The sequence below is a fragment of the Bradyrhizobium sp. SZCCHNPS1003 genome (assembly GCF_032381555.1).
In the GTDB taxonomy this organism is placed as follows: Bacteria; Pseudomonadota; Alphaproteobacteria; order Rhizobiales; family Xanthobacteraceae; genus Bradyrhizobium.
In genome coordinates this window covers 22,709-48,874 of sequence record NZ_JAUHIU010000018.1, presented here as the reverse complement: position 1 = coordinate 48,874, position 26,166 = coordinate 22,709, and the positions used below count along the sequence as shown (strand labels likewise).

Below are 26,166 nucleotides of genomic sequence, written 5' to 3'. Positions count from 1 at the left end.
GCTTAGCGGGGCGGGAATAGCAACAACGTCAACAATGTCAGGAAAGTTTCCTGGTTTTGGACGCGAGCGGCTTCGAAGCTCGCCAATGCAGCTCTCGCCATTCTGATGGCGAGCTGCGCATCCAGGGTTTTGACGCGGATCATCGGATTATAGTCGGCTTCATGGCGCTTCTCTTGCAGCTCCAGGACAGCGAATGCGAACGCTTGAAGGCTTGCTCCAAAGCCTCCAGAGGGCGCAAACGGGAGATATTTGGCGGAGAGCTTCGACTTTTTGATCTCCTCGCATAGCAATCGGAGGTCTCGATGATCCACGGCTCTATAGACGAGGGCGTATGAAGGTGTCCCTTGTTTCGTCTTGCCAACGAATTGATCTGCAGCGGCGATGAGCGTTGCATGAAACAATCCATAGTACGCAGCCGAAATTGCGCGACGGATGTTCACCTGCCGTGGTGGCCCCGCCGCAGGCGGAACGATCAACTGCTCAGCCTGCTGAAACAGATGCTCCGGATTAAGTATCGCCAACGGCCTCGTTCTCCGCCTCGTATTCGATCAGCGGAAAGCGGTCCTCGCCTGCGGCCTGGAGCTGCTCTTGGATCTGGACCAGCGTATCCAGTACTGCTTCTCCCTCGATGTTGGTCCCTTGGATGGGGCTCAATACGATGGTGATCCGCAGCGCGTCACGGCCTTCGGAGTCCGCATAGGACGCCGTCGTGACGTCTGTTACCGCGGCGGAGCTGCTCAGATTCGCAGTGGCGACCTCGCGGGCGATCTTGGCGATTTTGGCGTTATCCAGCATTGTCGCAATATACGCTGCATTCCGGTGAGTTGCCACCGGCCAGCGTGCGGAGTCTCATATGGCTCATTGGCGATCTCACCCCCTGAGCCACTCCATCAGCGCCTGCGCGGTCTCCTCCGGCTGCTCGGGCTGCGGCAGGTGGCCGCAATTCTCCAGCACGACGAGCCAGCTGCCGTCGATGCCGTCGGCCATCTCCTTCGACAGGCTGTTCGGGATGGTGTTGTCGGTGTCGCCGGTGAGCACCAGGGTCGGGCAGCGGATCGCGGTCAGTGTCGGCCGCGAGTCCGGGCGCGACATGATGGCCGTCAGCTGCCGGATGAAGCCGATGACGCCGACCTCCTCGGCCATGTGGTGCACCAGCTGGCGCAGCCGCGGATCGTCCTGGCGCGACGGATGGACGAAGCCTGAGAACAGCTCGTCGACCACGCCGTGATAGTCGCCCTCCTTGGCGCGGGTGATCATGGTGCGGCGGCGCGCGCTCGCCTCCGGCGTGTCGGGCCTCGCCTGGGTGTTGATCAGCGCCAGCCGGCCCACGCGCTCCGGCGCCTGGCGCATGATCTCGAAAGCGATGTAGCCGCCCATCGAATGTCCCGCGAGCGCGAAGCGCGGCGGCGCCTCGGCCAGGATGCGGCGCGCGATCGCGGCCATGCTGTCATCGCGGACGTGGTTGGCCACCATCACCGGCCCGAGCCGCCACAGCGCGGGGATGACAGGCGCATAGATGCGGGGCGACGAGATCAGTCCAGGCACCAGCACGAGCGGCAGCGCATCAGTCATGGGTCTTCCCCCGGAAACGGCGTTCACCTGGTCCGGGTGTTTTCCACCCGGCATGCCATTTACGCGCGTGAGGCGGCCGATGTCCAACGATGTGCCCCGCTTCGCGCCCGCCGCCCCGGGGCGACGACCTCGTCCTCAGCCTTGCCCTGGCTCCTCCTGCGCCTCTTCGCGACGGCGTATGGCCGGACGGACGCAGTGATCGGGTCGCACGCGATGCTGCTTGGGCCGCGGCGCCTTTGGCTTTCGTGATTGCGGCGCCATTCGCGGCAATCTGGTGGCGTCGTCCGCAATTCGCGCGCGAGGCGGAGGTCGAACTACTTCCGCTCCGGATCATGCCACCATTGCATGCAGCGCGATGATACCTGGATGGATCGTCAATCGTGGCAAACAGGGTCGGGCGTCACGATAATATCACGTAATGGGCGTGGGGCCAGGCGTCGGAAGGCTTGCGACTACAACGATTAGTTCGGGCAGCCGGTAACTTCACGTGGCCGGCGATGGCCGGCTCTCTCGTGCTGCTGCGGCGATAAGTTGGTAGCACCGCGCTGTCGGTGATGACATCGGAACGATTGTCGCGCGAAGTCCGACTCTCACGAGAACGGCGAGTGCGCCGATCCGCGATGCAGCGAGGGGCGGGACGACGTGCTCGATCAGCGGCGCGACGATGCCTCTCGGCGATGTCGCTGCCGGATGGAGCAGCGGCGCTCGTGGCCGCGAGTTCGATGCGAAGGTTGCGGTGGCGTGACCTGATGCGCGAGCGAGAGCCAGCGCGCCAGCGGCCGAGGCCTCTCCCCGACAATCAGACGAGCAGTGGCTGCGCCGTGGCTGCGAGCTTCTTCAGCAGCGGCAGGAAGCGCTCCTTCATCTCGTCGACGCCGATGCGATCGACGTGGCCGCCGATGTTGACGGCGGCGATGATGCCGCCGTCATAACGGCGAATCGGCACTGAAATCGAGCGGAAACCCTGCTCCGCCTCACCGTCGACGAGCGAGTAACCGTCGTCGCGGACGGCGATGATCGACGCGAGCAATGCTTCCTTGTCGGTGATCGTCTGCGGCGTCATCTCGGTCAGCGTCATGCGCTCGACGGCCTGGCGCAACTGATCGTCCGGCATCCGGCTCAGCAACACGCGGCCGACCGACGTGCAGAACGCCGGCAGCCGATAGCCGATTTCGAGCCCGGTCGAGAACATCCGCGCCGACGTCGCGCGCGCGATGAAGACGACCGACTCGCCGTCGAGGACGGCGAGCGAGCAGACCTCGCGCGCCTCGCCGGCCGTGTTGTCCATCAACGGCTGCATCACGCTGTTGATCTGGTTGGAGGCGAGATAGCTGGAGGCCAGCAGCAGCACGCGCGGCGTCAGCGAGAACAGCCGATCGTCGCCATGGACGAAGCCGGAGGCCTTCAGTGTCAGCAGAATCCGTCGCACCGTGGCGCGGGCGAGGCCGGTGAGTTCCGCGGCCTTGCTCAGCGTCATCGGCCGGCCCTCGCGGCTGAAGGCTTGTATCACCCGCAGGCCGCGATCGAGCGCTTCCACGAACTCGGGACCGTCGCCCCGAGCCTGCTTCTTCTCCTCATCAGTGCGCTTCAGTTTCGGCATCGGCCTGACATGATCCGCTGTTGTTGTTTTCGGCTGTAGTGAAGCTGCAGTCCGTTTGCCCCTCGGCTTCGGTTGTAGCTTTTTCACTTGCGCTTCTCCCCACTTAAAGCGAATCTAATCTGGGCGAACATGTGTTCGTCTAGCGAACATTATTAGATGATCGCGTGACGCTCAACGCCCGACTTGCGACGGAACAGGAGAGACGGCCATCATGATGAGCCAGGAGCAGAACGACCTGATCACGCGCGTCGGACCCGGCGCGCCCGCCGGTAAACTAATGAGGATGTACTGGCAGCCGGCGGCGCTGGTCGATGAGCTCGCGGGCGAGCGGCCGGTGCGCGCGGTGAAGCTGCTCGGTCAGGACTTCGTGCTCTTCAAGGATGCGCAGGGCCGCTACGGACTACTTGATCGCGATTGCCCGCATCGCGGCGCAGATCTCGCCTTCGGACGGCTGGAGAACGGCGGGTTGCGTTGCGCCTTCCATGGCTGGCTGTTCGACGCTGACGGCAATTGTCTGGAGACGCCGGCCGAACCGGCCGGCTCGCCGCTGTGCAAGAACGTCAAGCAGCGCGCTTATCCGGTGGTCGAGAAGGGCGGCATCCTCTGGGCCTGGCTCGGCGATGGCGCAGCCCCGGCGTTCCCGGATCTCGACTGCTTCACCGCGCCCGACGCCTACACCTTCGCCTTCAGGGGCCTGATCGAATGCAACTGGCTGCAGGCGCTGGAGGTCGGCATCGACCCGGCGCATGCCTCGTTCCTGCACCGCTTCTTCGAGGACGAGGATACGTCGACCGCCTATGGCAAGCAGTTCCGCGGCGCCTCCGCCGACAGCGAGCTGCCGATGACCAAGGTGCTGCGCGAATATGATCGTCCGATCATCAATGTCGAGCGGACCGAATACGGCCTGCGCATCATCGCGCTGCGCGAGATCGATGCCGAGCGCACCCACGTCCGCGTCACCAATCAGCTGTTCCCGCATGCCTTCGTGATTCCGATGAGCACGGAGATGACGATCACGCAGTGGCACGTGCCGGTCGATGACGAGACCTGCTACTGGTACGCGATCTTCACCAGCTACGGCGCGCCGGTCGACCGGGCGAAGATGCGGGCACAGCGGCTCGAGCTCTATGAGCTGCCGGACTATCGCTCGCGCAAGAACAAGAGCAACGACTACGGCTTCGATCCACGGGAGCAGGCGACCGCGACCTACACCGGGATGGGCAACGACATCAACGTGCACGACCAGTGGGCGGTGGAGTCGATGGGCCGGATCCAGGACCGCACCCGCGAGCATCTGGGCCAATCCGACAAGGCGATCATCCAATATCGCCGTCTGCTGCGCGAGCAGATCGAGAAGGTCGCGGGCGGCGAGTCGCCGATGCTGTTCCTCGATGCCGCGGAGGCCCGCAGCGTGCAGGGCCCGGCGACGATGGACGGCATCGGGCCGACGCGCGGCTGGGAGACCTACTGGATGGAAGTCGACGTCCGCCGCCGCCGCAACGCCCCCTGGGCCCCGCCGGTGCCGGCGGATATCATTCGGCTGGCCCCGCATCTGAGCGCGGCGGAGTAGCTACTTTGCTCCGAGTTGCCGTACGGTGGCCAAGGCCGGCGGAACGGCGCAGCGTGCCGTCCGACGGCGTGCCCACCATTCACGTGCACCGTCGCGGCGGTGGGCGCGTCGTGTTCGCAGCGTCCACTGGCGCAACGGCGGAGGCCGCGCCGCGAACGCGCCTTTGCCCGTCCTACGATTCGAGGAGCCATCGTTGAGTTTCGTCGACAAGCATCAGTTGTGGACCGTGGAGCAGGCCGAGGCCGCAGTGCGCATGCGCCGCCTCGCCGAGGAGCACGGCCTCACCACCATCCGCTTCTCGTTCCCGGACCAGCATGGCATCCTGCGCGGCAAGACGCTCACCGTCGATGCGGCGCTGTCCTCGCTCGAGGACGGCTGCTCGATCACGACGACCTTGCTTGCCAAGGATACCTCGCATCGCACCGTGTTTCCGGTGTTCACCGCCGGCGGCGGCTTCGGCATGGCCGAGATGCAGGGCGGCAGCGATGCACTGATGGTCGCCGATCCCACCACCTTTCACGTGCTGCCCTGGGCGCCCGGCACGGGCTGGGTGCTGTGTGATCTGTACTTCGCGAATGGCGCGCCGGTGCCGTTCGCCACGCGCAATCTCTATCGGTCGGCATTGGCGACGCTCGACCAGCGTGGCTATCAGTTCAAGGCCGGCCTCGAGGTCGAGTGCCACATCTTCAAGGTCGAGGATCCCAGGCTCGCGCCCGGTGACGCCGGCTCGCCCGGTCAGCCCGGCGTGCCGCCGACGGTCAGCCTGCTGACCCAGGGCTATCAATATCTCACCGAGCAGCGCTTCGATCAGATGGAGCCGGCGCTCGAGATCATCCGGGCGAACCTCGTCGCGCTCGGCCTGCCGTTGCGCTCGATCGAGCTCGAATACGGGCCGAGCCAGTGCGAATTCGTGCTGCAGCCGGGCATCGGGCTGGCGCCTGCAGATACGATGGTGCTGTTCCGCAGCGCCGTGAAGCAGATCGCGCAGCGCCACGGCTATCACGCCACCTTCATGTGCCGGCCGCGCATCCCCAACGTGATGTCGTCGGGCTGGCATCTGCACCAGTCGCTGGTGGCGCGCGACGGGAGCAACGCGTTCATGACGGAGGACGCCGAAGGACTGTCCGCGCTCGGCCGCCACTACATGGCGGGCCTGCTCGCGCATGCGCGCGCCTCCGCGCTGTTTTCGACGCCGACGATCAACGGCTACCGGCGCTACCGCGCCTATTCGCTGGCACCGGACCGCGCCATCTGGGGCCGCGACAACCGCGGCGTCATGATCCGCGTGCTCGGCGGCCCCGGCGATCGCGCCACCCGCCTGGAGAACCGCATCGGCGAGCCCGCCGCCAATCCCTACCTCTACATGGCCTCGCAGATCGCAGCCGGCCTCGACGGCATCGACCGCAAGATCGATCCCGGCCCGTCCGCTGACGTTCCCTACGAGACAAAGGCAGATCTCCTGCCGAAATCCTTGGGCGAAGCGGTCGATGCGCTGAAGCAGGACGCGTTCTTCCGCGAAGCCTTCGGTGCCACCTTCATCGACTACTACACCTTCCTCAAGACCGCCGAGATCGAGCGCTTCCAGGCCGAAGTGTCGGACTGGGAGCAGCGCGAATATTTCGAGATGTTCTGACCACGATGCAGCGCATCGCACGCTGCGCGTCAGCCCGCCGTCGACCCGGATGCTCTGCCCGGTGATGTAGGCCGCGCTCCGTCGGCGGACGCGCAACATCCTCGTCGCGCGCGCAATGCGCCGACGATGATGCGGCGCGGGCATTTCCATATCCGCCGGTTTTGTTCCCCCGCCGCCTCCTCGCATTTTCGTGAGCCCTGTGTCCGCCATCCCGCGCGCAGGCATGCCTGCGGGAACCCGATCCCATCCATCGGCATATCGAAGGGGCGCGTTGCGCAACTCACGCCGGTGCCGGCGCGACCCTGCATGTCATGGAGAGAGAAGGCGGAGCAAGGAAGCATGTTGGAACACAAGCCGCAGCGCGATCGCGCGGTCGTCGACAGCGGCGATGCATCCGATCTGTCGTCGGAGCGCCACGACATCTTCTTCGCGGCCGTCGAGACCACGCGGATGCCGATGATCGTCACCGATCCGCGCCAGAACGACAATCCGATTCTGTTCGCCAACCGGGCGTTCCTGGAAATGACCGGCTACGAAATCTCCGAGATCGTCGGCGCCAATTGCCGCTTCCTGCAGGGGCCGGACACCGACCGCGACACCATTGCAGCGATCCGCACGGCGATCGCCAACCGCCAGGACATCGCGGTGGAGATCCTCAATTATCGCAAGAATGGTGCTGCGTTCTGGAATGCGCTGTTCGTCAGCCCGGTCTACAACCGCGACGGCGAGCTGGTCTATTATTTCGGCTCGCAGCTCGACGTGTCGCGCCGCCGCGACGCCGAGAGCGCGCTGGTGCAGTCGCAGAAGATGGAGGCGATCGGCCAGCTCACCGGCGGCATCGCGCACGACTTCAACAACATCCTGCAGGTCATCATCGGCTACACCGAGACCCTGCAGGGCGCCGTCGCCGATCTGGCCCCGCGGCACCGCCGCGCCGTCGAGAACATCCGCACGGCCGCCAATCGGGCCGCGACCTTGACGCAGCAGCTATTGTCGTTCGCGCGCAAGCAGCGGCTCGACAGCCGGCCGATCAACCTCAACAACATGATCGAGACCATGGTGCAGATGGCGCGCCACACGCTCGGCGACAGCGTGCGCATCGTCGTCAAGGCGCAGCCGGGCCTGTGGAACAGCCGCGTCGACCAGACCCAGGCGGAGGTCGCGCTGCTCAATCTGTTTGTCAACGCGCGCGATGCGATGCCGCACGGCGGCACGTTGACCATCCGCACCGAGAACAAGGAGATCGCGGAGGAGGACATCGTGCAGTTCGGCGTGCCCAAGGGCGGGCGCTATGTCGCGCTGAAAGTGTCCGACGACGGCGTCGGCATTCCGCACCATATTCTCGCGCGAGTCGCCGAGCCGTTCTTCACCACCAAGGAGGAGGGCAAGGGCACTGGGCTCGGCCTCGCCATGGTCTACGGCTTCACGCGGCAGTCCGGCGGCAGCACCTATATCTACAGCGAGGTCGGGCTCGGCACGACCGTGCAGCTGCTGTTTCCGGCGACCGAGCAGGCGATCGCCGCGCCCTCGATCCGGCCGCAGATGGCGATGGAGCGGTCGGGCAGCGAGCGCATTCTGATCGTCGAGGATCGTCTGGATGTGGCCGAGCTCGCGCGCTCGATCCTGGAGGATTTCGGCTATCGCATCGAGGTCGCCGCCAATGCGCATGCCGCGCTCGAGCTGCTGGATTCGGAGGCCCGCTTCGATTTGCTGTTCACCGATCTCGTGATGCCCGGCGGCATGAACGGCACGGTGCTGGCGCGCGAGGCGCGCAAGCGTCAGCCGAAGCTGAAGGTGCTGCTGACGACCGGCTATTCGGATGCCGCGGTCGAGCGCGCCGATGCCAACATCGGCGAGTTCGAGATCATCAACAAGCCGTACCGCCGCACCGATCTGGTCCGCCGCGTCAGGCAATTGCTCGACGGCCCGACCGGCGTGACCTGATGCGACGCTTGACCCGGCGAGTCCGCGCGTCGAAAGTCGGTCCGGAAAGCGGAGATTCAGCCATGCGTCCCGTCACGATGCAGACAGCGGCCGATGCGCCGGCCGTGCCCACGCGCGGCGCGTCGCGCGAGCCCGGCGTGGTCGCGGCCAGCGTCTATGCCGATGGCCGCCGCGTCGCCGACATCGCCATCGAGGAGGCCGGCGCCTGGCGCAGGCGGCCGGGCCATGTAGTGTGGATCGGGCTGCATGAGCCTGATGCTGAGCTGCTGCAGCGCGTGGCCGAGCAGTTCGGACTGCACGAGCTCGCGATCGAGGATGCGTCGAAGGCGCATCAGCAGCCCAAGGTCGAACGCTACGGCGATGCGCTGTTCGTCGTCGCCCGCACCGCGCAGCTCGTCAACGAGCACATCGTGTTCGGCGAGACCCACGTCTTCGTCGGCCCCGGCTTCGTCGTCTCGGTGCGCCACGGCGCCTCGACCTCCTATGGCGCGGTGCGCGAGCGCTGCGAGAGCTGTCCCGGCTCGCTCGCCAAGGGCGAGGACTACATCCTCTATGCGATCCTCGATTTCATCGTCGACAACTACCGCCCGGTGACCGAGAGCATCATGGCGGAGGTCGAGACGCTGGAGGAGGTCGTGCTGCAGCGGCCGCTCGCGCGTCACGAGGTCGACCTTCTGTATCGCCTGCGGCGCGACCTGCTGCGGCTGCGCCGCGCCGTCGGCCCGGTGGTCGACGTCTGCAAGCGGCTCGAGCACGTCGACAACGTCGCGATCGATGCCGAGATGGCGCCGCTGTTTCGCGACGTCCTCGACCACGCCAAGCGCGCCGAGGAGGATGCGGATTCCCTGCGCGAGATCCTCGCCTTCGTGTTCGAGGCCAGCATGATGGCCGGCCAGGCGCAGCAGACCGACATCGCCCGTCGGCTCACGGCCTGGGCCGCGATCCTTGCGGTGCCGACCGCGGTCGCCGGCATCTACGGCATGAACTTCGAGCACATGCCGGAGCTGAAATGGCAATACGGCTACTACGCGGTGCTCGGCTTCATCGCCACTGTCTGCAGCGTGCTGTATTGGCAGTTCAGGCGGCGCGGGTGGCTGTGAGTTGACGGACCGTCGGTCCCTCCTCCCGAAGCGGGGCGGGTCACTTGCGAGCGGCGCGAGGCGTTGCCCCGAATCCCTGCGCCAAAGCGAGGCGCGATGCCAGCGCACTGAGTGCGGTGGCGCCGAGACCGCCGAGCACGTCGTGGCGGCGTGTGGCATCGAAATCCGAGCTGCTCATTGGACCCGCCTTGCGGCATGATAGGTTTGCCGTTGAGGAGGCAGGCGCGTGCCATGGCGCAGCGGTCACGCCGCCGCGGATCGCCCCTGATGCGCGAACCACCACGCGGCGATGGCGTCCGTCAGTTCGTCCCAGATCGCGGTCGGCAGGTCGGGCACAGCGACGCGCACGCTGTAGCGATCCGTGGTGGCGTCGTGAAACCATTCCGTCGCAGCGAAATCGAAGCCGAAGCTGCCGGCGTGGCGGATCGGCAGCCCGGCGCGCCGCAGATCATCACTCATGGCGGTTGCGGCTTGCCGCGCGGTGGCCTCGTCGAGCGGCGCGCGACCGGCGAGCGTGACGTAGAGGCCGTGCGCGAAGTCGAGCTCCGCGGTCAGGCCGTGCAGCGCGGTCGCGAATTGACGCCGCACGCGCCGGCTGTTGCGCAGGATGCCGGCGCCGCGCCGCGCGGTCAGCTCGCGATAGGCGGGCATTCCGACATAAGGCGGGAAATGCGCGGGTAGCGCCGCGCCGCCGAGCAGCCTGACGGCGTTGCGCGTCTCGCCCGGCAGCGCTTGAAGCGCAACGCGGCTTGCAGAGCCGGCATTGGTCCAATCGCTGAAAGCGACCGAGCCGAGCCGGCCGTACTCGGCGCCGAGCGAGTCGAGCTTGGTGTGGCTGCGCACCATCACGACCGGCACGTCCCAGCGCCGCGCCCAGGCCAGCACGCGGCGAATGCGGCCGGAGCCATTGGCAAAGCAGGTGGTGTCGAAGATCAGGAGATCGATCGCCGGGCGGTCGCAACTCAGCGCGGCTTCGAAGCGCGGCGCGGTCGCGCTGGAATCGATCAGCAGCAGCCGCGGCGCCGGCGAGGGCTGCGCCAGCGCGGCGGCAAGGTCGCGGGTCAGCGTCACCGGGCGCAGATGCCGCGCATGCGCCGCGACCAGCTCCTGCGTCTCGCCATAGGAGCCCGGCAGCATCAGCAGGTCCGCCGTACCGAGAACGGGCCGCGTCGCCAGCAGCAGCGCCGCGATCGCGGCCATGCCGGAGATGGTGTAGATGGTGTCCTGACGGCTCTCGCCCACCGCATAGAATGACGGCCCGCGCACGTCGAGATCCGCGCGCTGATAGTCGTAGCTGAAGGCGAACGGGCCGGCGCGATGATCGGCGGCATCCGCCCAGGCGGTCTCCGTCGCGGTCCAGTCGCCCAGCGCGTGCTCTGCCTTCAGCGCGGCCGTGAGCTGAAACTTGCGCCGGATGACCTCCATCACGGCGCGCGGCGCCGGCAGCGCATGCGGTCTCCGCAGGCAGCCGTTCAGGAGCTGCAGCTCCTGATGCTTGCGGGCGAGATAGGCTTCGATCGTCTCCATCTGGCTCTTCACGGGTGATGCGGCCGGGATGCAACGCGCAGGAACTTCCATGGATCCAACGGAGCGCGGCAATGCCGCGCGATTTGCTGTAGTCTGGCCGGACGAGGAGGAGATGATGAGCAGGGAACTGGAAGGCAAGGTGGCGGCGGTCACCGGCGCGGCGTCGGGCATCGGGCTGGCCAGCAGCGCGGCGATGCTGGCGGCCGGTGCGCGCGTCGTCATGATCGATCGCGACGCCGCGGCGCTGGCGAGCCTGCGCGAGCGGCACGGCGACGCCGTGATCCCCGTGGTCATCGACCTGCTCGATCCCACGGATTGCGCCACCCTGCTGCCGCGCGTCCTCGATGCGGCCGGCCGGCTCGACATCCTCCACGCCAATGCCGGCAGCTATCTCGGCGGCGATCTCGTCGACGCCAGGACCGACGCCATCGACCGCATGCTGAACCTCAACGTCAACGTCGTGATGAAGAATGTGCGCGACGTTCTCCCGCACATGATCGCGCGCGGGTCCGGCGACATCATCATCACCAGCTCGCTCGCGGCGCATTACCCGACGCCGTGGGAGCCGGTCTATGCGTCGTCGAAATGGGCGATCGACTGCTTCGTGCAGACGGTGCGCCGCCAGGTGTTCAAGCACGGCATCCGCGTCGGCGCGATCTCGCCGGGTCCGGTGGTGACCGCGCTGATCGCGGACTGGCCGGCCGAGAAGCTGAAGGAGGCGCGCGAGTCCGGCAGCCTGCTGGAGCCGGGCGAAGTCGCCGACGTCGTGCTGTTCATGCTGACCCGCCCGCGCCATATGACCATTCGCGACGTCGTGATGCTGCCGACGAACTTTGATTTGTAGGCGGGGCGGGCCGGGCGCTCGGTCCGCTCGCGGCTCGAACAGCAGCCCGCTCGGATGGCCTGGTGCACATACGCTGGGGCCAGCCCCCGTTGAAATACGGGATTCGATTTAAGCACAACCTTAATCATAAGGAACCTAGCGTGGGCCCGCGTAATCCGGGGGCAATGATGAAAATCGGCCGACTTTTTGCAATTTCGATGCTTTCCGTGACGGCTTTGGCCGTCCTCCCTGCTGCACAAGTCGTGATCGAGCAGGTGAAGGCGGTCAGCGACAAGGCCGAAGCGATCAAGACCGTCGAGGCCTTCGGCGCGGTGCTGCTGTTCGCCCAGGATGTCGTGGGTCACCGCGCGCCCTACATCACGCCGATCTTCCAGGAAGGTCCCGCAACCCCCGCGCAGCTCGAAGGCGTGCGCAAGATCAGGCAGTCGTCCGAGGCGTCCTTCGCGAAAGCGCGCGCACAGTTGACGAGCGTGTCCGACAGCGAGGCGATCACCCGCAGCCTGGACCAGGCGTCGTCCAAACTGTCCGAGATTCTTGCCAAGGTGGACCCCGCGCTGACCGCGCCGCTGAGCGCGCGCGACCCGGCCGCGATCAAGAGCTTTCTCCCCGGGGTCACCCAGGTGGCCCTTGCCATCGAGCCGATTCTGAACCGTCTGCAGAACCGCATCGCCAATGCCGACGCGTCGCTGACGACGCTGCTCGACGTGGCCCGCACGGCACAAGACCTGCGCGTGACCGCCGGCGGTCGTGCCGCCGCGCTGTCGCCGGCGCTCAGCGCCCGCCGCGCCGTGGCTCCGGCCGAGAAGGCGGCGATGGATCGCGCCCAGGGCCGCACCGAGGTCGACCGCGAGCGCCTGGAGGCCGGCATCGACCAGCTCGGCAATCCGGAGCGCCTGCTCACGGCCTTCAAGGACGCCCGGGAGGCCTATTTCGGACGCGCCGTTCCGATCGTCGACAAGGACATCGCCGCCGGGCTCGGCGATCTCAACTACGCACTCACCGCTGACACCCTGGCCGATGCGGTCGTCCCGGCCGTGCAGAAGTTCTTCGTCGTGCGCGACGCCGCGATCGCCGAGGCGCGCGACCGCGCCGTCGCGGCGCGCGATGCAGCCTATCTGATGCTCGCGCTGGCGACGGCGGTGGTCGTTGCCCTCGCCGGCATTCTCGTGTTCGTCACCATGCTGCTGCGCCGCCGCGTGATCAACCCGATCGTGAACCTGACCGGCCTGATCGGCCAGATGGCGGCCGGCAATGACGACGTGGCGATTCCGACGATCAATCGCGACGACGAGATCGCCGCGATGGCCGGCTCGCTGCAGACGTTCAAGGAGGCGCTGCTGGAGAAGAAGCGCGCCGAGCAGGCGGCCGCAGCCGACGCGCAGGCCAAGATCGAGCGCGGCCAGCGCGTCGAGCGCTTCACCCGCGAGTTCGAGATGGCGATCGGCGAGGTCGTCGGCGTCGTGTCGTCGGCGTCGGCCGATCTGGAACGCTCGGCCTCATCGCTGACGACGACGGCGGGTCGCTCGCTGGAGCTCGCCACCGTGGTCGCATCGGCCTCCGAGGAAGCCTCGACTAACGTGCATTCGGTTGCCGCGGCCGCCGAGGAGATGAGCTCGTCGGTCACCGAGATCAGCCGCCAGGTGCAGGACTCCGCGCGCATCGCCAACGAGGCGCTGGCGCAGGCGCGCAAGACCAACGACAACGTCGCGGAGCTCGCCAAGGCCGCGGCGCGGATCGGCGATGTCGTCGAGCTGATCAATGCGATCGCCGGACAGACCAACCTGCTCGCGCTCAACGCCACCATCGAGGCCGCCCGCGCCGGCGAGGCCGGACGCGGCTTCGCGGTGGTCGCCTCGGAGGTGAAGGCGCTGGCCGAGCAGACCGCCAAGGCGACCGGCGAGATCGGCCAGCAGATCGGCGGCATCCAGGCGGCGACCCAGGAGTCGGTCGGCTCGATCAAGGAGATCGGCGAAACCATCGCCCGGATGTCGGAGATCGCCTCCGCCATCGCCTCCGCCGTCGAGGAGCAGAGCTCGGCGACGCGCGAGATCTCGCGCAACGTCCAGCAGGCCGCTCACGGCACCCAGCAGGTGTCGGCCAACATCGCCAGCGTCCGGCAGGGCGCCGACGACACCGGCTCGGCCTCGTCGCAGGTGCTGTCCGCCGCGAAGTCCCTGTCCGGCCAGAGCAGCCGCCTCCGCGACGAGGTCAGCCGCTTCCTGAACTCGGTGCGGGCGGCGTGAGGAAGCGCCGACCGCGGCGTGGCGGTCCGCTGATGCGCATAGCCCGCATGAGCGTCAGCGACATGCGGGGGGCCTTCGTAGGTGTCGCGAACGTACAACCCAGGTTGGCGACCTCTGCACGGTCCACGGTCGAACGTGAGAGACAATGACCCGGACCGAGCCTTCTCAGTGGCCGTGTATAGACAGGCTCCTGCGCTGCTCCGCGATTTCCCTGACCGCGCCGAGCATGCGCCGGCGAATGAGGCCGCTCGTCGGCCGTATCAACAGCCAATGTGGCAGGAACATCAGATACGACGTGCGGTCGGGACAATGCACGCGCGTCTCGGTGATCAGGCGCGTGTGCTCGCCTTCGGGCTCCGCCGCTCGCCGCGGCCGCTCATCAAGGCGCGGATCAGCCAGACGCTGAAACCTTTGACCTGCTCGAGTTCGGACGAGGTGATCGACCTGGCGAAGGAAAATCTGCTGCCGCGATGAGATGTGAGCGGAAGCAGCCGAGTGAAAGAGGGAGTGCGCCGGCGCGTAGTTCGAGCCCAGCTCTTGTCTCGCGCGAGCGCTCCACTCCCTTCCCCGCGTGCGGGGAAGGCTCGCTGTGTATCAGCCGCGTGAGCAGTTGTCGCGGGAAATCGCCCCGACCAATTGTTTGCTGAGCCTTGCGACACGCCGGGCATGGCGGGTCTATTGCCCGCCAACACGACCAAGGAATTTGCGGAGTGTCCGTTTGATTTGCCGCTCGTCTTCAAGCTCGCATTGCCATAGCACCAAGGTTCGCCAACCGAGATCACTCAGCTCTTGCAGGACACGTGCATCGCGTTCCTTGTTCTTCGCCAGCTTGGGGCCCCAGTACGAGGAGTTGGAGCGCGGCGGTCGACCATACCGGCAGTTCTCATGCCCGTGCCAGAAGCAACCGTGCACGAAGATTGCGGCCCGACGTTTGACGAACACAAGATCGGGTGATCCCGGCAAATCTCGACGCGAAAGGCGATACCTGTAGCCGAGCCCGTGTGCGATCTTCCGGACCCGAAGTTCGGGCCCGGTGTTCTGCGACTTTACTTGGCGCATTATGTGCGACCGAACCTGCGCCCGGTCTTTAAGCGGCCTAGGCGGGTGGGGGCTTGCAGTGCGACGCGTCACAGTCATTGCACAGCCTGCCCCGTGACTACTCCGCTGCCGATGCGAGTGCGACTTTGCCCAAGGACGCGCCACGCATCCGTGCTTTTCTCTGAGCAACGCGTTCTTCGTCTGACATTGTCATCGGGGCGGCCCGATTGGTCGGGTCGCCTTTGAACCGTCTCGGTGACAGCGTCCATCGCATCTGCTCTGCAACGCATTGGGCAATCGCCGCGGCAAGAGGAGGAGGAACCGCATTGCCGACCTGTCGGTACTGCTGAAGGCGAGGGATGCGATCCGGCCAAATGAAGTCGTCGGAAAAGCCCTGAAGCCTTGCGCTCTCGCGAACGGTCACGACGCGGTCGTACTTGTAGTGGATCGGTCTCAGAGGGGAGAAATTTCCGCTGCCAGCACGAAGGGTATACGACAGGCGATCGGGGTGGAGTCGGTCATGGAATGAGCCACGTTCACGGCGTCCCTGCTGAAGTGAGCGGAATCGCTCCACCATGTCGGCGCTGTGCATTGTCGGCTCATGATTGTGAATGCCGGTACTTCCGAACTCGCCAGCATCCGGAAGATCGCCGATCGCTTGCTTCGTGGTGGTGTACGGCTGCAAGTTCGGCCCATGTGTTGCCGTGGGACCTCGGACATTCTTACGGCCTAGAATGCCGATTACGATCAGTCTCTTTCGCGCTTGCGGCACGCCGAAATCCGCAGCAGACAGCACGTCGTGCCAAATCCCATAGCCGAGGTTAGAAAGCCCCCGCATCGTCTGCTCGAAGATTTCGCCCCCACCCAACTTCGCTAAATTGGGTACGTTCTCTAAGACGATTGCTTTGGGCCGCAGTTCGCCAACAAGCCGAACGTAGTGCCCCATCAAGTCTGCGCGTTCGTCGGCCGCCCCACGCCTCTTGCCTACAATAGAGAAGGGCTGGCAAGGCGGGCCACCGATCAGGAAGTCGATCGAGCTGAGCCCCGAAAGCTCAAGCAGCTCACTTCCCGACGCTGTCGCTAGGTCGGCGACGAATCCTTTGCTTCCCCGGTACTCATGGTTGTAACAGAAGGCGTCGACAGCGCGGCGGTCGATCTCAAATCCTGCGGCAATATGCAGGCCAGCGTCGAGGAATCCGGTAGACAGCCCCCCGCAACCTGCAAACAGTTCAATACCGATCTTTTGACCATGTGACATTGGGTTACTGCTTCGGAGCGTTGGTGGCGCGAATCGCGGCGATCTGCGCCTCTGAGGTGGCGATGGTGTAGCTTTTGGCCCGTACGACCTTCAAGTCCGCGGCCTTATTGGGAGAGTTGAACTCCATGATGTGAACGACCGACTGGTAGTCGACTTTCACCGCAAGGGGGCGCACGGTGAGCCCTGGAAAGTAACGGCGTGCATACTGAACCATGTTGTGAATCTGGACCCTGTTGAGGGCGTCTGCCACGGCCTTTGCCTCAATCGGGAAAATGATGGGGACATCGTCGTCGGACTTCGCGATGCCGACGTCGATTGCGTCCAGTTCGGCTTGACCGACGCCCGGCACCGATTTCCGAACGTGGGAGCGAAGTCGGTAGATCGTCATGCCCGTGAAGTGGTCAAGAATTCGGCAGTAGCTGATGACAGACAATAGCGCTTGTTCGTCCATCTCGGCCACCGTTTCCGGTAACAATCGCCGAACGGGCATAGGGGTCGTATCGATGGCGGACGTCGGCGCCGTTGCCGGAGGCTCGATGATGCCTGCGGTAGCCTTTTCGAACTGGTATTGACCTCGGCCGATCGGTCGAAGGATGTGGAATCCGAGATTGAGAATTTCATCCGGCAAAACCGTACGTGACCGCATACGATAGACCACATCCGCCGGATTGCGTGAGGAGATCGCGTTAGGGTCTTTCGATTCCGCTCGAACCTCCTCCACGGCGTTTCGCACATCGTCGAGGCTAAACAGCACGCTCGATGCACCCGGTCGGTATCTCGCCTTAAAAATCTTCAAAATTACTGGAACGTAGACCTTTGAGTTCTTGCCATGGCTTTGCAGGGCCTTGACCTTCTGCGGCGCGATAGGCTCAGCTATAGCATCCGTGACCTGATCTGCTTTTGACGCACGTTTGCGGGCTTCTTTCTGTGAGCCGTTATCTTCGCCGCCCATGGTACTCGTCCGCCCCAATTGTTCAAATCACTATTGCCCGGAATGTATCGGCACGTCGACACGGCGCAGAATACACCTTGGGGACAAAAGCACTGATTGCAGGGAACTGGAATGATCATCCCCAAATTGCGCAGGAGTCGATCCCGCGTTCAGCTTGACGACCCTAGTCGCGGCAGGTTCATCCTAGCCGCTATCGGCTGTAATTCTTGATAACATGCGGGCGACCCGTGCTGGCGCCCATAAATCTGAACCGCGCGGAGTGGCGATACGCCGTTCGTTCAGAGCCCTCGCGATGCCGCTCAGTGAGGTGACGCCGGCTGCCCGTATCTCCTGAACGATTGGAGCTAGATCCCTGGTCCGCTCAGCGGCTCGAACTGCCTGCGCCTCCCGATCGGCCTTGCGGGCAGCATGAGATAGTCGCGCTCCGCGGTCCCCGCCGAGCTGCACGCCGCGCTTCTTCGCCGCCGCCAGGGATTACGGTGACGGATTACGGGATTAGGGTGACGCTGCACCAAACAAAGCCCCCTCCGCCGCTCGCATCCCAGCTCTGCTAAAACTGCCCGTCGTGCCACTCTGCCGCACTCATTCCCCTTGTGTCGTCGGGCAAATCACCTGCACATTTCTGGCCGTCCCGTGCCCATCGAAGAGGGGCGTTCGCGAGTCGTCACGAGCGTTGGGTGTGGGATGCGGTGGCCGGGTCGGAGTTGCAGCGCGCATTCGCGAGCGGACGAACAACTTCGAGTCGGACGGTGAAGTCGCGTGGTCCTGGCCTCCCGATGCTGAGGTCAAGCTCGCTGATGTGCGTCAGTGCATCGCGGGTGATGGGGGCAACAAAGCCCGGTCCCCAGGGAGAGCGCGTATAAATCGTAAGCCCATTGCGCAGGGAGGGCCGGGTGTGTTCGGCCAGACCTGTGGTACCTGCCGCCTGCATTTTTTTCCGCAGGCGGGCCACGGGCGCGGCCAGCGCCCGGCCTTCCCTGCGCCCTCGATTTCCGGAGAGGGCGGTGCTGCAGCAGAGCTCGGACGCAAATTGCGCCGCGAGGCCGATGACGCGCATCTGTGCGTGGCCTGCGGTCCCGAGGCGTCGCCGAAGATCATGTCGGGGAAGAATGCCCTGGTGCTGCCGGACAGGATTGAACTGTCGACCTCTCCCTTACCAAGGGAGTGCTCTACCACTGAGCTACGGCAGCAAAGGGACTGGCGGGGACGGGCCCGAAGGCCGCGACCGAACGCGGGCGGTTCTTGCCACAAGGTCCCCGCCTGCGCAAGCGCGGCTCGTCCGGTTTTCGGGGAAAGACGTCAGCGTGATGCATCGAAAGGGAGCGAAAGACCTCCGAAATCGGAGCGAAATCGCCCGTTCACAGCGGATTCTCGCGGTTGGCCGCCCTTGGCGTCCCCAATGCCCGGGTCGCGCCGGCAACTCCCCATCCGGGCAGGCGACGGCCGGTCGGGCGGAACCTAGCGTCTGCGTCGCCAACGCCTCTTGGCTTTCGCATCTGCGGCCCCAATTGTGCCTCTGGTATGGGGTGACCGGGGGAAGGGGATGACGGAGAAGACCGGGAAGGCGGCGCCGAAGGGCGCGCGCGAGGAGCGGCTGAAGCAGGCGCTGCGCGAGAACCTGAAGCGGCGCAAGGCGCAGAGCCGCGAGCGCAGCCAGGCGGTCGCGGCCGAGGAGGACGGCTCGGACGAGGCCGCTGCCGGCGGCCCGAACGATTCGAAGCATTGAGCAGATGGCAGGCGGGGTGGGCGTGATGGCAGCGGATGAAGGGATGACGGTGGAGACGGGGGCACAGCGGGCGGAGCTGGCGAAGACGCTGCCCCGCTTTGAGCAGACCTTTCCAGAGCTGACGCCCCAGGAGATCGCGCGTCTGCGCGGCTTCGGCGAGATCCAGACCTATCGCGACGGTGAGCTGCTGTTCGAGACCGGCAAGCCCGGCCCCGGCATGTTCGTGATTCTCAAAGGCCATGTCGCGATCACCCAGCGTGACGGCCTCGGTCACGTCACGCCGGTCATCGACCAGGGGCCAGGGCAGTTTCTGGCCGAGATCGCCCAGCTCTCCGGCCGCGTGGCGCTGGTCGACGGCCATGCCGAGGGCGACGTCGAGGTCATCCTGATTCGTCCCGAAAGGTTGCGCGCGCTGCTGATCGCCGAGGCCGAGCTCGGTGAGCGCATCATGCGGGCGCTGATCCTGCGCCGTGTAAATCTCATTCAGGGCGGCGCCGGCGGCCCGGTCATGATCGGCCCGCCGCAATCGGCTGCGATCGCGCGGCTGCAGAGCTTTCTTACCCGCAACGGTTTTCCGCACCATCTGCTCGATCCCGCTGATGATCACGACGCGGCCGACCTGATCGCGCGCTATTCGCCGACGCCGGCCGAGCTGCCGCTGGTGGTGGTGTCCGACGGCAGCGTGCTGCGCAATCCCAGCGAGACCGAGCTGGCGCGTGCCGTCGGCATGATCGGTGGCCCGCGCGGCGAGAAGATCTACGATGTCGCGGTCGTCGGCTGCGGGCCGGCGGGCCTGGCCACCGCGGTGTATGGCGCCTCCGAAGGTCTGTCGGTGGCGGTGCTGGATTCGCGCGCGTTCGGCGGCCAGGCCGGCGCCAGCGCGCGCATCGAGAACTATTTCGGCTTCCCGACCGGCATCACCGGCCTGGCGCTGACCGCGCGCGCCTTCAACCAGGCGCAGAAGTTCGGCGCCGAGATCATGATCCCGGTGGCGGTCAATGCGCTCGACTGCGAGCGCAAGGCCGGCGCCTTCGTGCTGGCGCTCGAGGGCGGCGACGAGGTGCGGGCGCGCTCGGTGGTGGTTGCCAGCGGTGCGCGCTATCGCCGGCCTGATCTCGACCGGCTCAAGGAGTTCGAGGGCCGCGGCGTGTGGTACTGGGCCTCGCCGATCGAGGCGCGGCTGTGCGCTGGACAGGAGGTTGCGCTGGTCGGCGGCGGCAACTCCGCCGGCCAGGCCGCGGTGTTTCTGTCGGGGCACGTCAAGACGGTGCGGATGATCATCCGCGGCGGCGGGCTTGCCGCGTCGATGTCGCGCTATCTCATCGAGCGCATCGAGGCGACGCCGAACATCGAGCTGTTGTTCAATACCGAGGTCGTCGCGCTCGATGGCGGGGCCGACACGGGGCTCGAACGCATCACCCTGAAGAGCCGGCTGTCCGGCGAAGAGACGCCCGCCGACATCAGCAATCTCTTTCTGTTCGTCGGCGCCGATCCCGCCACCGGCTGGCTCGACGGCTGCGGCATCACGCGCGACCGCGCCGGCTTCGTCGTCACCGGCGCGCAGTCGGAGCAGAATGCCGGGCGGATGGCGTCGCCGCTCGAGACCTCGGTGCCCGGCGTCTATGCGGTCGGCGACGTCCGCTCCGGCTCGGTCAAGCGCGTCGGCGGCGCGATCGGCGAGGGCGCCCAGGTCGTCGCCGCGCTGCACGGGTTTCTGGCCGATGCGCTCGTACCGCCGGTCTGATTCGCGCGTTCCCGCCGCGGCGGGCCGCACCGTCAGGGGATGAATTCCCCGGCGATGCGACCTGCCGTTGCGAACCCATCAAATCGCCGTAATGTCGGTCCTGTTGCGCCGACCTTAGCCCAATTTCCCGGCCAGCCCCACAGGACCAGCATGGATCGCATTCGCATCGTCGGCGGCAACCCGCTTCGCGGCACCATCCCGATTTCGGGCGCGAAGAACGCCGCCCTGCCGCTGATGATCGCGGGTCTTTTGACGCCGGAGACGCTGATCCTGGACAACGTCCCGCGCCTTGCCGACGTCGCGCAGCTTCAGCGCATTCTCGGCAATCACGGCGTGGACATCATGTCGGTCGGCAAGCGTCCCGGCGATGGCCAGTACCAGGGCCAGACGCTGCAGATCTCGGCGGCCAACATCATCGACACCACGGCCCCCTATGAGCTGGTGTCGCGGATGCGCGCCAGCTTCTGGGTGATCGCGCCGCTCTTGGCGCGGATGCACGAGGCGCGGGTGTCGTTGCCGGGCGGCTGCGCCATCGGCACGCGGCCGGTCGACCTCCTGATCATGGCGCTGGAAAAGCTCGGCTCCAGCATCGAGATCGATGCCGGCTATGTCGTCGCCAAAGCGCCGGGCGGCCTGCGCGGCGGCACGATCGATTTCCCCAAGGTCACCGTCGGCGGCACCCATGTCGCGGTCATGGCCGCGAGCCTCGCGAAGGGCACGACCGTCATCGCCAACGCCGCCTGCGAGCCGGAGATCACCGATCTCGCCGACTGCCTCAACAAGATGGGCGCGCACATCACCGGCGCCGGCACGCCACGCATCGAGATCGAGGGCGTGGCGTCTCTGCACGGCGCGCGTCACACCGTGCTGCCCGACCGCATCGAGGCCGGCACCTATGCGATCGCCGCGGCGATGACCGGCGGCGATGTCCGGCTCGCCGGCGCGCGGCCGGAGCTGTTGCAGTCCGCGCTCGACGTGCTGATCGAGGCCGGCGCCGAGATCACGAGCGACGCCGAAGGCATCCGCGTCGTCAGAAACGGCCACGGCATCCGCCCGGTGCAGGTGACGACCGCGCCGTTCCCCGGCTTTCCGACCGACCTGCAGGCCCAGCTGATGGCGCTGATGGTCTGCGCGCAGGGCGCCTCGGCGATCACCGAGACCATCTTCGAGAACCGTTTCATGCATGTGCAGGAACTCGCGCGGTTCGGCGCGCGGATCAGTCTCGATGGCGAGACCGCGCGGATCGAGGGCACCTCGAGCTTGCGCGGCGCACCTGTGATGGCGACCGATCTGCGCGCCTCGGTGTCGCTGGTGATTGCCGGGCTTGCCGCGGAAGGCGAAACCATGATCAATCGCGTCTATCATCTCGATCGCGGCTTCGAGCGGCTGGAGGACAAGCTGAAGGCCTGCGGCGCCACGATCGAGCGCATCCGCGAGTGAGGGCGCTGCCAAGAGGATGAGACCGTGACCGACCGGCTCAAACTGATCGCGCTTGATGCCGACGATCTCGCCGTGATCTCGGCCCATGTGCAGGATGCGCGGGTGCAGGCGGCCGACATCATCTGGCGCCAGGCCGAGAAGCGGCTGGTGATCGGCATGAACCGGCTCGACTGGGACCAGGCGCTGCATGGCGAGAGCGAGCCGCGCCGTCTGCTCGCGGCGCTGCGGTTCGACCGGGTGCTGGCCTGCAAGTCGCGGCGGATCGAGGTCGATGCGCCCGATACTGTGCTGGAGCTGATCGGCATCGAATTCCATGCCGGCGCCGAGCCGCCCGGCGGCAGCGCGCTGCTGCTGTTCTCCCATGGCGGCGCATTGCGGCTCGATGTCGAATGTCTGGAATGCGAGCTGACCGATCTTGGCGAGGACGATCTCGGCACCAGCGATATCGATGGCGGTCCGCCGCTGACCCGGTAGGCGCCTGTTCAAAGGGTTGACGGCCCCGCGCTGCCGCGCCATTGAGCAGGGGGTCGGGGGCAGCCACCCCTTCGGAAAGTGCCAGAGATGCCCATTCGCCTGTCCCGCGCCAGCACCGATTTCGACACCCAGTTTCGGCAGTTTCTCGCCGCCAAGCGCGAGACCTCCGCCGACGTCGAAGCCGCCGCCCGCGCCATCGTCGACGACGTCGCCAAACGCGGCGATGCGGCGCTGCTCGAGGCAACGCGCAAGTTCGACCGGCTGGAGCTCGACGCCTCCTCGTTGCGCGTCAAGCCTGCCGAGATCGAGGCCGCCTTCAAGGCCTGTGACGTCGCGACCTTGGATGCGCTGAAATTCGCCCGGGACCGCATCGAAGCCTTTCACCTCAAGCAGCTGCCGCAGGACCAGCGCTTCACCGATGAAGCCGGCGTCGAGCTCGGCTGGCGTTGGAGCGCGATCGAATCGGCAGGGCTCTATGTGCCGGGTGGCACTGCGGCCTATCCGTCCTCGGTGCTGATGAACGCCATTCCGGCCAAGGTCGCAGGCGTCGCGCGCCTCGTGATGGTGGTGCCGGCGCCGGACGGCAGGCTCAATCCGCTGGTCTTGGCCGCCGCCCATCTCGGCGGCGTCTCCGAGATCTACCGCGTCGGCGGCGCCCAGGCCGTGGCGGCGCTGGCGCATGGCACCGCGACGATCGCTCCCGTCGCCAAGATCGTCGGCCCGGGCAATGCCTATGTCGCCGCGGCAAAACGGCTGGTGTTCGGCAAGGTCGGCATCGACATGATCGCGGGCCCGTCCGAGGTGCTTGTCATCGCCGACGACAGCGGCAATGCCGACTGGATCGCGGCCGATCTGCTCGCGCAGGCCGAGCACGACGCCAGCGCGCAGTCGATCCTGATTACCGACAGCCGCCGCCTCGCCGATGATGTCGCCCGCGCCGTCGAGGGCCAGCTCAAGACGCTTCCTCGCGCCGCGATCGCCGGCGCGTCGTGGGCCGATTTCGGCGCCATCATCGAGGTCGAGCATCTCGACCAGGCGGTGCCGCTGGCGGACGCCATCGCCGCCGAGCACCTGGAGATCATGACGGCCGATCCCGACGCGTTCGCGGCCAAGGTCCGCAATGCCGGCGCCATCTTCCTCGGTGCGCACACGCCGGAGGCGATCGGCGACTATGTCGGCGGCTCCAATCACGTGCTGCCGACCGCGCGCTCGGCGCGGTTCTCCTCGGGCCTCGGCGTGCTCGACTTCATGAAGCGCACGTCGCTGTTGAAATGCGGCCCCGAGCAGTTGCGCGCGCTGGGGCCAGCGGCGATGACTCTGGGCAAGGCCGAGGGTCTCGACGCCCATTCACGCTCCGTGGGAATACGCCTCAACCTGCCATGACCCAGCACCCGCCAGGCGACGACCGGACCAATCGCATCGTGGCGGTGACGCTCGACGAGGAGTCGATCGGCCGCTCTGGTCCGGACATCGAGCATGAGCGGGCGATTGCGATCTACGACCTCGTCGAGGAGAATCTGTTCGCGCCCGAAGGTGCCGACGGCGCCGGTCCGTTCACCCTGCATCTCGGCATCACCGCCAACCGGCTGATGTTCGACATCCGCCGCGAGGACGGCACGCCTGTCGTGACGCATCTGCTGTCGCTGTCGCCGTTCCGGCGGATCGTGAAGGACTATTTCATGATCTGCGACAGCTACTACCAGGCGATCCGCACCGCGACGCCCGACAAGATCGAGGCCATCGACATGGGCCGCCGCGGCATCCATGACGAGGGCTCGCGCACCCTGCAGGAGCGGCTGAAGGGCAAGGTGCGGGTCGATTTCGAGACTTCGCGCCGGCTGTTCACCCTGATCACCGTGCTGCACTGGAAGGGCGAGGGCCAGTGATGCCGTCCGCGCTGCGTCATCGCCTGCTGCCGGGCCCGGCCACCTTCGCGGCCGAGGGCGCCTAGGCGCATGGCTGAGGTGCCGCCGCGCGCGCGCCAGCCGCAGGCGGTGCTGTTCGCCTGCGGCCAGAACAGCGTGCGCTCGCCGATGGCCGAGAGCCTGCTGCGCCAGATGTATCCGCAGGCGCTCTATGTCCGCTCCGCCGGCGTCAAGAAGGGCGAGCTCGACCCGTTCGCGGTGTCGGTCATGGCCGAGCTCGGCCAGGACATCTCGCAGCACAAGCCGACCACCTTCGAGGAGCTCGAGGACTGGGAGGGGCTGAATTTCGACCTCATCATCACCCTGTCTCCCGAGGCCCATCACAAGGCGCTGGAGCTGACCCGTACCATCGCCGCCGACGTCGAATATTGGCCGACGCCCGATCCGACCGGCGCCGACGGCAACCGCGAGCAGAAGCTCGCCGCCTATCGCGAAGTCTGCGACGGCCTGTTCACGCGGATTCGCAAGCGTTTCGGCAAGCCCGGGCCGGCGGGCTTGTAGGGTCCCGGTTCCTGCACAGGTGTCATCGAACCGAAATACCAACGTCGTCCGCCGCTCAAACTGAGGCCGTAGAGCAGGCCCGTCTCGGCCTTGTCGCACGCCTCGCGGGTTGTGGAATGGCAGCCCTTCCGATAGGTTCCGCGCGCCCGCCCCACAGCTTCCGAATCCCCTAGCGAAATCAGCATGCTCGGCCGTCCCAAAATCGTTCTTGCATCCGGTTCGCCCAGGCGTCTGGCGCTGCTCAACCAGGCCGGCATCGAGCCCGACGCGCTGCGCCCGGCCGATGTCGACGAGACGCCGAGGCGCGGCGAGCTGCCGCGCGCCTGCGCCAATCGCCTCGCCCGCGCCAAGGCCGATGCCGCGCTCAAATCCGTCCAGCTCGACGACGAGCTGCGCGGGTCGTTCATCATCTCCGCCGACACGGTGGTCGCGGTCGGCCGCCGCATTCTGCCGAAGGCCAATCTGGTCGACGAGGCCTCGCAGTGCCTGCGGCTGCTGTCGGGCCGCAACCACCGCGTCTACACCGCGATCACCCTGGTGACGCCGAAGGAGGCGTTCCGCCAGCGCCTGGTCGAGACCCGCGTCCGCTTCAAGCGGCTCAGCGAGGACGACATTCAGGCCTATATCGGCTCCGGCGAATGGCGGGGGAAGGCCGGCGGCTACGCCGTCCAGGGCATCGCCGGCTCGTTCGTGGTCAAGATGGTCGGCTCCTACACCAACGTCGTCGGCCTGCCGCTGTACGAGACCACGACCCTCCTCGCCGGCGAGGGGTTCCCGATCCGCTTCGGCTGGCTCAACACCGTCGGCGTCTGACCATTTGCGTGCGGGGGTGCATCCGCGCGTCCAGCCCATTAAATAGCCGCCGATGTCCGACGAATCGCCCGACCGGGGCGCCCCCGCTTCGAAATCCGCCAAGCCCATCCGCCGCTGCCCGATCTGCAACCGGCCCGCGGCCGAGGCCGTCCGCCCGTTCTGCTCGCCGCGCTGCCGCGACGTCGACCTGCATCGCTGGCTCAGCGGCTCCTATGTCATCCCGGCCGCCGAAGGCGACGAGGACGACGTCGAATAGTGTCGT

26 protein-coding genes and 1 tRNA gene are annotated in these 26,166 nt (G+C 66.5%); 16 read left to right on the top strand and 11 right to left on the bottom strand.

Annotated elements, in window-relative coordinates; all coding sequences use genetic code 11:
• Positions 1-2: 2 nt before the first annotated feature.
• The 4 genes from QX126_RS26380 to QX126_RS26365 all read right to left on the bottom strand — a co-directional run bounded on the left by QX126_RS26380 (position 3) and on the right by QX126_RS26365 (position 3,172).
• Positions 3-521: a hypothetical protein gene (locus QX126_RS26380; RefSeq protein ID WP_315784717.1), complete on the bottom strand. Its 519-nt coding sequence runs from the start codon at positions 519-521 to the stop codon at positions 3-5.
• Entirely contained in the window at positions 508-795 is a 288-nt protein-coding gene (locus QX126_RS26375; RefSeq protein ID WP_315735958.1) for a hypothetical protein, read from the bottom strand. Before QX126_RS26375 ends, QX126_RS26380 begins: the two co-directional genes overlap by 14 nt.
• A 75-nt stretch (positions 796-870) precedes the next feature.
• The gene (locus QX126_RS26370) at positions 871-1,572 is read right to left on the bottom strand and encodes an alpha/beta fold hydrolase (protein ID WP_315784714.1); all 702 of its coding nucleotides are present in this window, start codon (positions 1,570-1,572) and stop codon (positions 871-873) included.
• A 799-nt stretch (positions 1,573-2,371) separates the two neighbouring features.
• The gene (locus tag QX126_RS26365; RefSeq protein WP_315784711.1) at positions 2,372-3,172 is read right to left on the bottom strand and encodes an IclR family transcriptional regulator C-terminal domain-containing protein; all 801 of its coding nucleotides are present in this window, start codon (positions 3,170-3,172) and stop codon (positions 2,372-2,374) included.
• Between the two features lie 211 nt (positions 3,173-3,383).
• On the opposite strand from QX126_RS26365, the gene QX126_RS26360 reads away from it, so the two are divergent.
• The 4 genes from QX126_RS26360 to corA all read left to right on the top strand — a co-directional run bounded on the left by QX126_RS26360 (position 3,384) and on the right by corA (position 9,419).
• Positions 3,384-4,742 (top strand): aromatic ring-hydroxylating dioxygenase subunit alpha, encoded by a 1,359-nt coding sequence (locus QX126_RS26360; RefSeq protein WP_315784708.1) that lies wholly within the window; start codon positions 3,384-3,386, stop codon positions 4,740-4,742.
• Between the two features lie 193 nt (positions 4,743-4,935).
• Entirely contained in the window at positions 4,936-6,375 is a 1,440-nt protein-coding gene (locus tag QX126_RS26355) for a glutamine synthetase family protein (protein ID WP_315784705.1), read from the top strand.
• Positions 6,376-6,714: 339 nt separating this feature from the next.
• Positions 6,715-8,319 carry a hybrid sensor histidine kinase/response regulator gene (locus tag QX126_RS26350; RefSeq protein ID WP_315757565.1) on the top strand — a complete coding sequence of 535 codons (1,605 nt, stop codon included), beginning with the start codon at positions 6,715-6,717 and terminating at the stop codon, positions 8,317-8,319.
• A 62-nt stretch (positions 8,320-8,381) separates the two neighbouring features.
• A complete protein-coding gene (gene corA / locus QX126_RS26345; RefSeq protein ID WP_315757564.1) occupies positions 8,382-9,419 on the top strand; it encodes a magnesium/cobalt transporter CorA in 1,038 nt (345 codons plus the stop codon).
• Between the two features lie 243 nt (positions 9,420-9,662).
• Here the strand turns inward: corA and QX126_RS26340 are convergent, their stop codons facing one another.
• On the bottom strand, positions 9,663-10,946 hold the full coding sequence (locus tag QX126_RS26340; RefSeq protein ID WP_315784703.1) for a hypothetical protein: 1,284 nt from the start codon (positions 10,944-10,946) through the stop codon (positions 9,663-9,665).
• 115 nt (positions 10,947-11,061) lie between these two features.
• Between QX126_RS26340 and QX126_RS26335 the strand changes: the two genes are divergently transcribed.
• The 3 genes from QX126_RS26335 to QX126_RS26325 all read left to right on the top strand — a co-directional run bounded on the left by QX126_RS26335 (position 11,062) and on the right by QX126_RS26325 (position 14,507).
• On the top strand, positions 11,062-11,790 hold the full coding sequence (locus tag QX126_RS26335; RefSeq protein WP_315784836.1) for an SDR family oxidoreductase: 729 nt from the start codon (positions 11,062-11,064) through the stop codon (positions 11,788-11,790).
• A gap of 167 nt (positions 11,791-11,957) precedes the next feature.
• The gene (locus QX126_RS26330) at positions 11,958-14,033 is read left to right on the top strand and encodes a HAMP domain-containing methyl-accepting chemotaxis protein (protein ID WP_315784700.1); all 2,076 of its coding nucleotides are present in this window, start codon (positions 11,958-11,960) and stop codon (positions 14,031-14,033) included.
• 309 nt (positions 14,034-14,342) lie between these two features.
• Entirely contained in the window at positions 14,343-14,507 is a 165-nt protein-coding gene (locus QX126_RS26325; RefSeq protein ID WP_315784697.1) for a hypothetical protein, read from the top strand.
• Between the two features lie 201 nt (positions 14,508-14,708).
• Here the strand turns inward: QX126_RS26325 and QX126_RS26320 are convergent, their stop codons facing one another.
• From QX126_RS26320 to QX126_RS26300, 6 genes are all read right to left on the bottom strand, one after another.
• A complete protein-coding gene (locus QX126_RS26320) occupies positions 14,709-15,170 on the bottom strand; it encodes a very short patch repair endonuclease (protein ID WP_315784694.1) in 462 nt (153 codons plus the stop codon).
• A gap of 19 nt (positions 15,171-15,189) precedes the next feature.
• Positions 15,190-16,329, bottom strand: coding sequence for a DNA cytosine methyltransferase (locus QX126_RS26315; protein WP_315784691.1), 1,140 nt, complete (start codon positions 16,327-16,329; stop codon positions 15,190-15,192).
• 4 nt (positions 16,330-16,333) lie between these two features.
• On the bottom strand, positions 16,334-17,281 hold the full coding sequence (locus QX126_RS26310) for a hypothetical protein (protein ID WP_315784688.1): 948 nt from the start codon (positions 17,279-17,281) through the stop codon (positions 16,334-16,336).
• A 183-nt stretch (positions 17,282-17,464) separates the two neighbouring features.
• Positions 17,465-17,728 (bottom strand): recombinase family protein, encoded by a 264-nt coding sequence (locus tag QX126_RS33610; RefSeq protein ID WP_409999127.1) that lies wholly within the window; start codon positions 17,726-17,728, stop codon positions 17,465-17,467.
• Between the two features lie 217 nt (positions 17,729-17,945).
• A complete protein-coding gene (locus QX126_RS26305) occupies positions 17,946-18,338 on the bottom strand; it encodes a hypothetical protein (protein ID WP_315784684.1) in 393 nt (130 codons plus the stop codon).
• 58 nt (positions 18,339-18,396) lie between these two features.
• Positions 18,397-18,471: transfer RNA gene (locus QX126_RS26300), tRNA-Thr, on the bottom strand.
• A 353-nt stretch (positions 18,472-18,824) separates the two neighbouring features.
• Between QX126_RS26300 and QX126_RS26295 the strand changes: the two genes are divergently transcribed.
• The 9 genes from QX126_RS26295 (at position 18,825) to yacG (ending at position 26,160) form a co-directional block, all read left to right on the top strand.
• Positions 18,825-19,007 (top strand): hypothetical protein, encoded by a 183-nt coding sequence (locus tag QX126_RS26295; RefSeq protein ID WP_315784682.1) that lies wholly within the window; start codon positions 18,825-18,827, stop codon positions 19,005-19,007.
• A 43-nt stretch (positions 19,008-19,050) separates the two neighbouring features.
• Positions 19,051-20,751: an FAD-dependent oxidoreductase gene (locus tag QX126_RS26290; RefSeq protein WP_315784680.1), complete on the top strand. Its 1,701-nt coding sequence runs from the start codon at positions 19,051-19,053 to the stop codon at positions 20,749-20,751.
• Positions 20,752-20,901: 150 nt separating this feature from the next.
• The gene (gene murA / locus QX126_RS26285; RefSeq protein WP_315784677.1) at positions 20,902-22,191 is read left to right on the top strand and encodes a UDP-N-acetylglucosamine 1-carboxyvinyltransferase; all 1,290 of its coding nucleotides are present in this window, start codon (positions 20,902-20,904) and stop codon (positions 22,189-22,191) included.
• Positions 22,192-22,215: 24 nt separating this feature from the next.
• On the top strand, positions 22,216-22,665 hold the full coding sequence (locus QX126_RS26280; protein WP_315784674.1) for a DUF2948 family protein: 450 nt from the start codon (positions 22,216-22,218) through the stop codon (positions 22,663-22,665).
• A gap of 87 nt (positions 22,666-22,752) precedes the next feature.
• The gene (hisD, locus tag QX126_RS26275) at positions 22,753-24,048 is read left to right on the top strand and encodes a histidinol dehydrogenase (protein ID WP_315784671.1); all 1,296 of its coding nucleotides are present in this window, start codon (positions 22,753-22,755) and stop codon (positions 24,046-24,048) included.
• The gene (locus QX126_RS26270; RefSeq protein ID WP_015663966.1) at positions 24,045-24,551 is read left to right on the top strand and encodes a UPF0262 family protein; all 507 of its coding nucleotides are present in this window, start codon (positions 24,045-24,047) and stop codon (positions 24,549-24,551) included. Before hisD ends, QX126_RS26270 begins: the two co-directional genes overlap by 4 nt.
• A 69-nt stretch (positions 24,552-24,620) precedes the next feature.
• Positions 24,621-25,091, top strand: a complete 471-nt coding sequence (locus QX126_RS26265) for an arsenate reductase ArsC (protein ID WP_315735995.1) — start codon at positions 24,621-24,623, stop codon at positions 25,089-25,091.
• Between the two features lie 183 nt (positions 25,092-25,274).
• The gene (locus tag QX126_RS26260; RefSeq protein WP_315735997.1) at positions 25,275-25,904 is read left to right on the top strand and encodes a Maf-like protein; all 630 of its coding nucleotides are present in this window, start codon (positions 25,275-25,277) and stop codon (positions 25,902-25,904) included.
• 52 nt (positions 25,905-25,956) lie between these two features.
• The gene (gene yacG / locus QX126_RS26255; RefSeq protein ID WP_315784669.1) at positions 25,957-26,160 is read left to right on the top strand and encodes a DNA gyrase inhibitor YacG; all 204 of its coding nucleotides are present in this window, start codon (positions 25,957-25,959) and stop codon (positions 26,158-26,160) included.
• The last annotated feature ends 6 nt before the right edge of the window (positions 26,161-26,166 follow it).

Coding starts and splice junctions, on each gene's coding strand:
- QX126_RS26335 (WP_315784836.1), top strand. CDS start 11,062: ATGAGCAGGGAACTGGAAGGCAAGGTGGCGGCGGTCACCGGCGCGGCG.
- QX126_RS26350 (WP_315757565.1), top strand. CDS start 6,715: ATGTTGGAACACAAGCCGCAGCGCGATCGCGCGGTCGTCGACAGCGGC.
- QX126_RS26310 (WP_315784688.1), bottom strand. CDS start 17,281: ATGGGCGGCGAAGATAACGGCTCACAGAAAGAAGCCCGCAAACGTGCG.
- QX126_RS26315 (WP_315784691.1), bottom strand. CDS start 16,329: ATGTCACATGGTCAAAAGATCGGTATTGAACTGTTTGCAGGTTGCGGG.
- QX126_RS26290 (WP_315784680.1), top strand. CDS start 19,051: ATGACGGTGGAGACGGGGGCACAGCGGGCGGAGCTGGCGAAGACGCTG.
- QX126_RS26320 (WP_315784694.1), bottom strand. CDS start 15,170: ATGACTGTGACGCGTCGCACTGCAAGCCCCCACCCGCCTAGGCCGCTT.
- QX126_RS26260 (WP_315735997.1), top strand. CDS start 25,275: ATGCTCGGCCGTCCCAAAATCGTTCTTGCATCCGGTTCGCCCAGGCGT.
- QX126_RS26325 (WP_315784697.1), top strand. CDS start 14,343: ATGCACGCGCGTCTCGGTGATCAGGCGCGTGTGCTCGCCTTCGGGCTC.
- QX126_RS26340 (WP_315784703.1), bottom strand. CDS start 10,946: ATGGAGACGATCGAAGCCTATCTCGCCCGCAAGCATCAGGAGCTGCAG.
- QX126_RS26265 (WP_315735995.1), top strand. CDS start 24,621: ATGGCTGAGGTGCCGCCGCGCGCGCGCCAGCCGCAGGCGGTGCTGTTC.
- QX126_RS26330 (WP_315784700.1), top strand. CDS start 11,958: ATGAAAATCGGCCGACTTTTTGCAATTTCGATGCTTTCCGTGACGGCT.
- hisD (WP_315784671.1), top strand. CDS start 22,753: ATGCCCATTCGCCTGTCCCGCGCCAGCACCGATTTCGACACCCAGTTT.
- QX126_RS26365 (WP_315784711.1), bottom strand. CDS start 3,172: ATGCCGAAACTGAAGCGCACTGATGAGGAGAAGAAGCAGGCTCGGGGC.
- corA (WP_315757564.1), top strand. CDS start 8,382: ATGCGTCCCGTCACGATGCAGACAGCGGCCGATGCGCCGGCCGTGCCC.
- QX126_RS26270 (WP_015663966.1), top strand. CDS start 24,045: ATGACCCAGCACCCGCCAGGCGACGACCGGACCAATCGCATCGTGGCG.
- QX126_RS26360 (WP_315784708.1), top strand. CDS start 3,384: ATGATGAGCCAGGAGCAGAACGACCTGATCACGCGCGTCGGACCCGGC.
- QX126_RS26370 (WP_315784714.1), bottom strand. CDS start 1,572: ATGACTGATGCGCTGCCGCTCGTGCTGGTGCCTGGACTGATCTCGTCG.
- yacG (WP_315784669.1), top strand. CDS start 25,957: ATGTCCGACGAATCGCCCGACCGGGGCGCCCCCGCTTCGAAATCCGCC.
- murA (WP_315784677.1), top strand. CDS start 20,902: ATGGATCGCATTCGCATCGTCGGCGGCAACCCGCTTCGCGGCACCATC.
- QX126_RS26305 (WP_315784684.1), bottom strand. CDS start 18,338: ATGCGCGTCATCGGCCTCGCGGCGCAATTTGCGTCCGAGCTCTGCTGC.
- QX126_RS26295 (WP_315784682.1), top strand. CDS start 18,825: ATGACGGAGAAGACCGGGAAGGCGGCGCCGAAGGGCGCGCGCGAGGAG.
- QX126_RS26375 (WP_315735958.1), bottom strand. CDS start 795: ATGCTGGATAACGCCAAAATCGCCAAGATCGCCCGCGAGGTCGCCACT.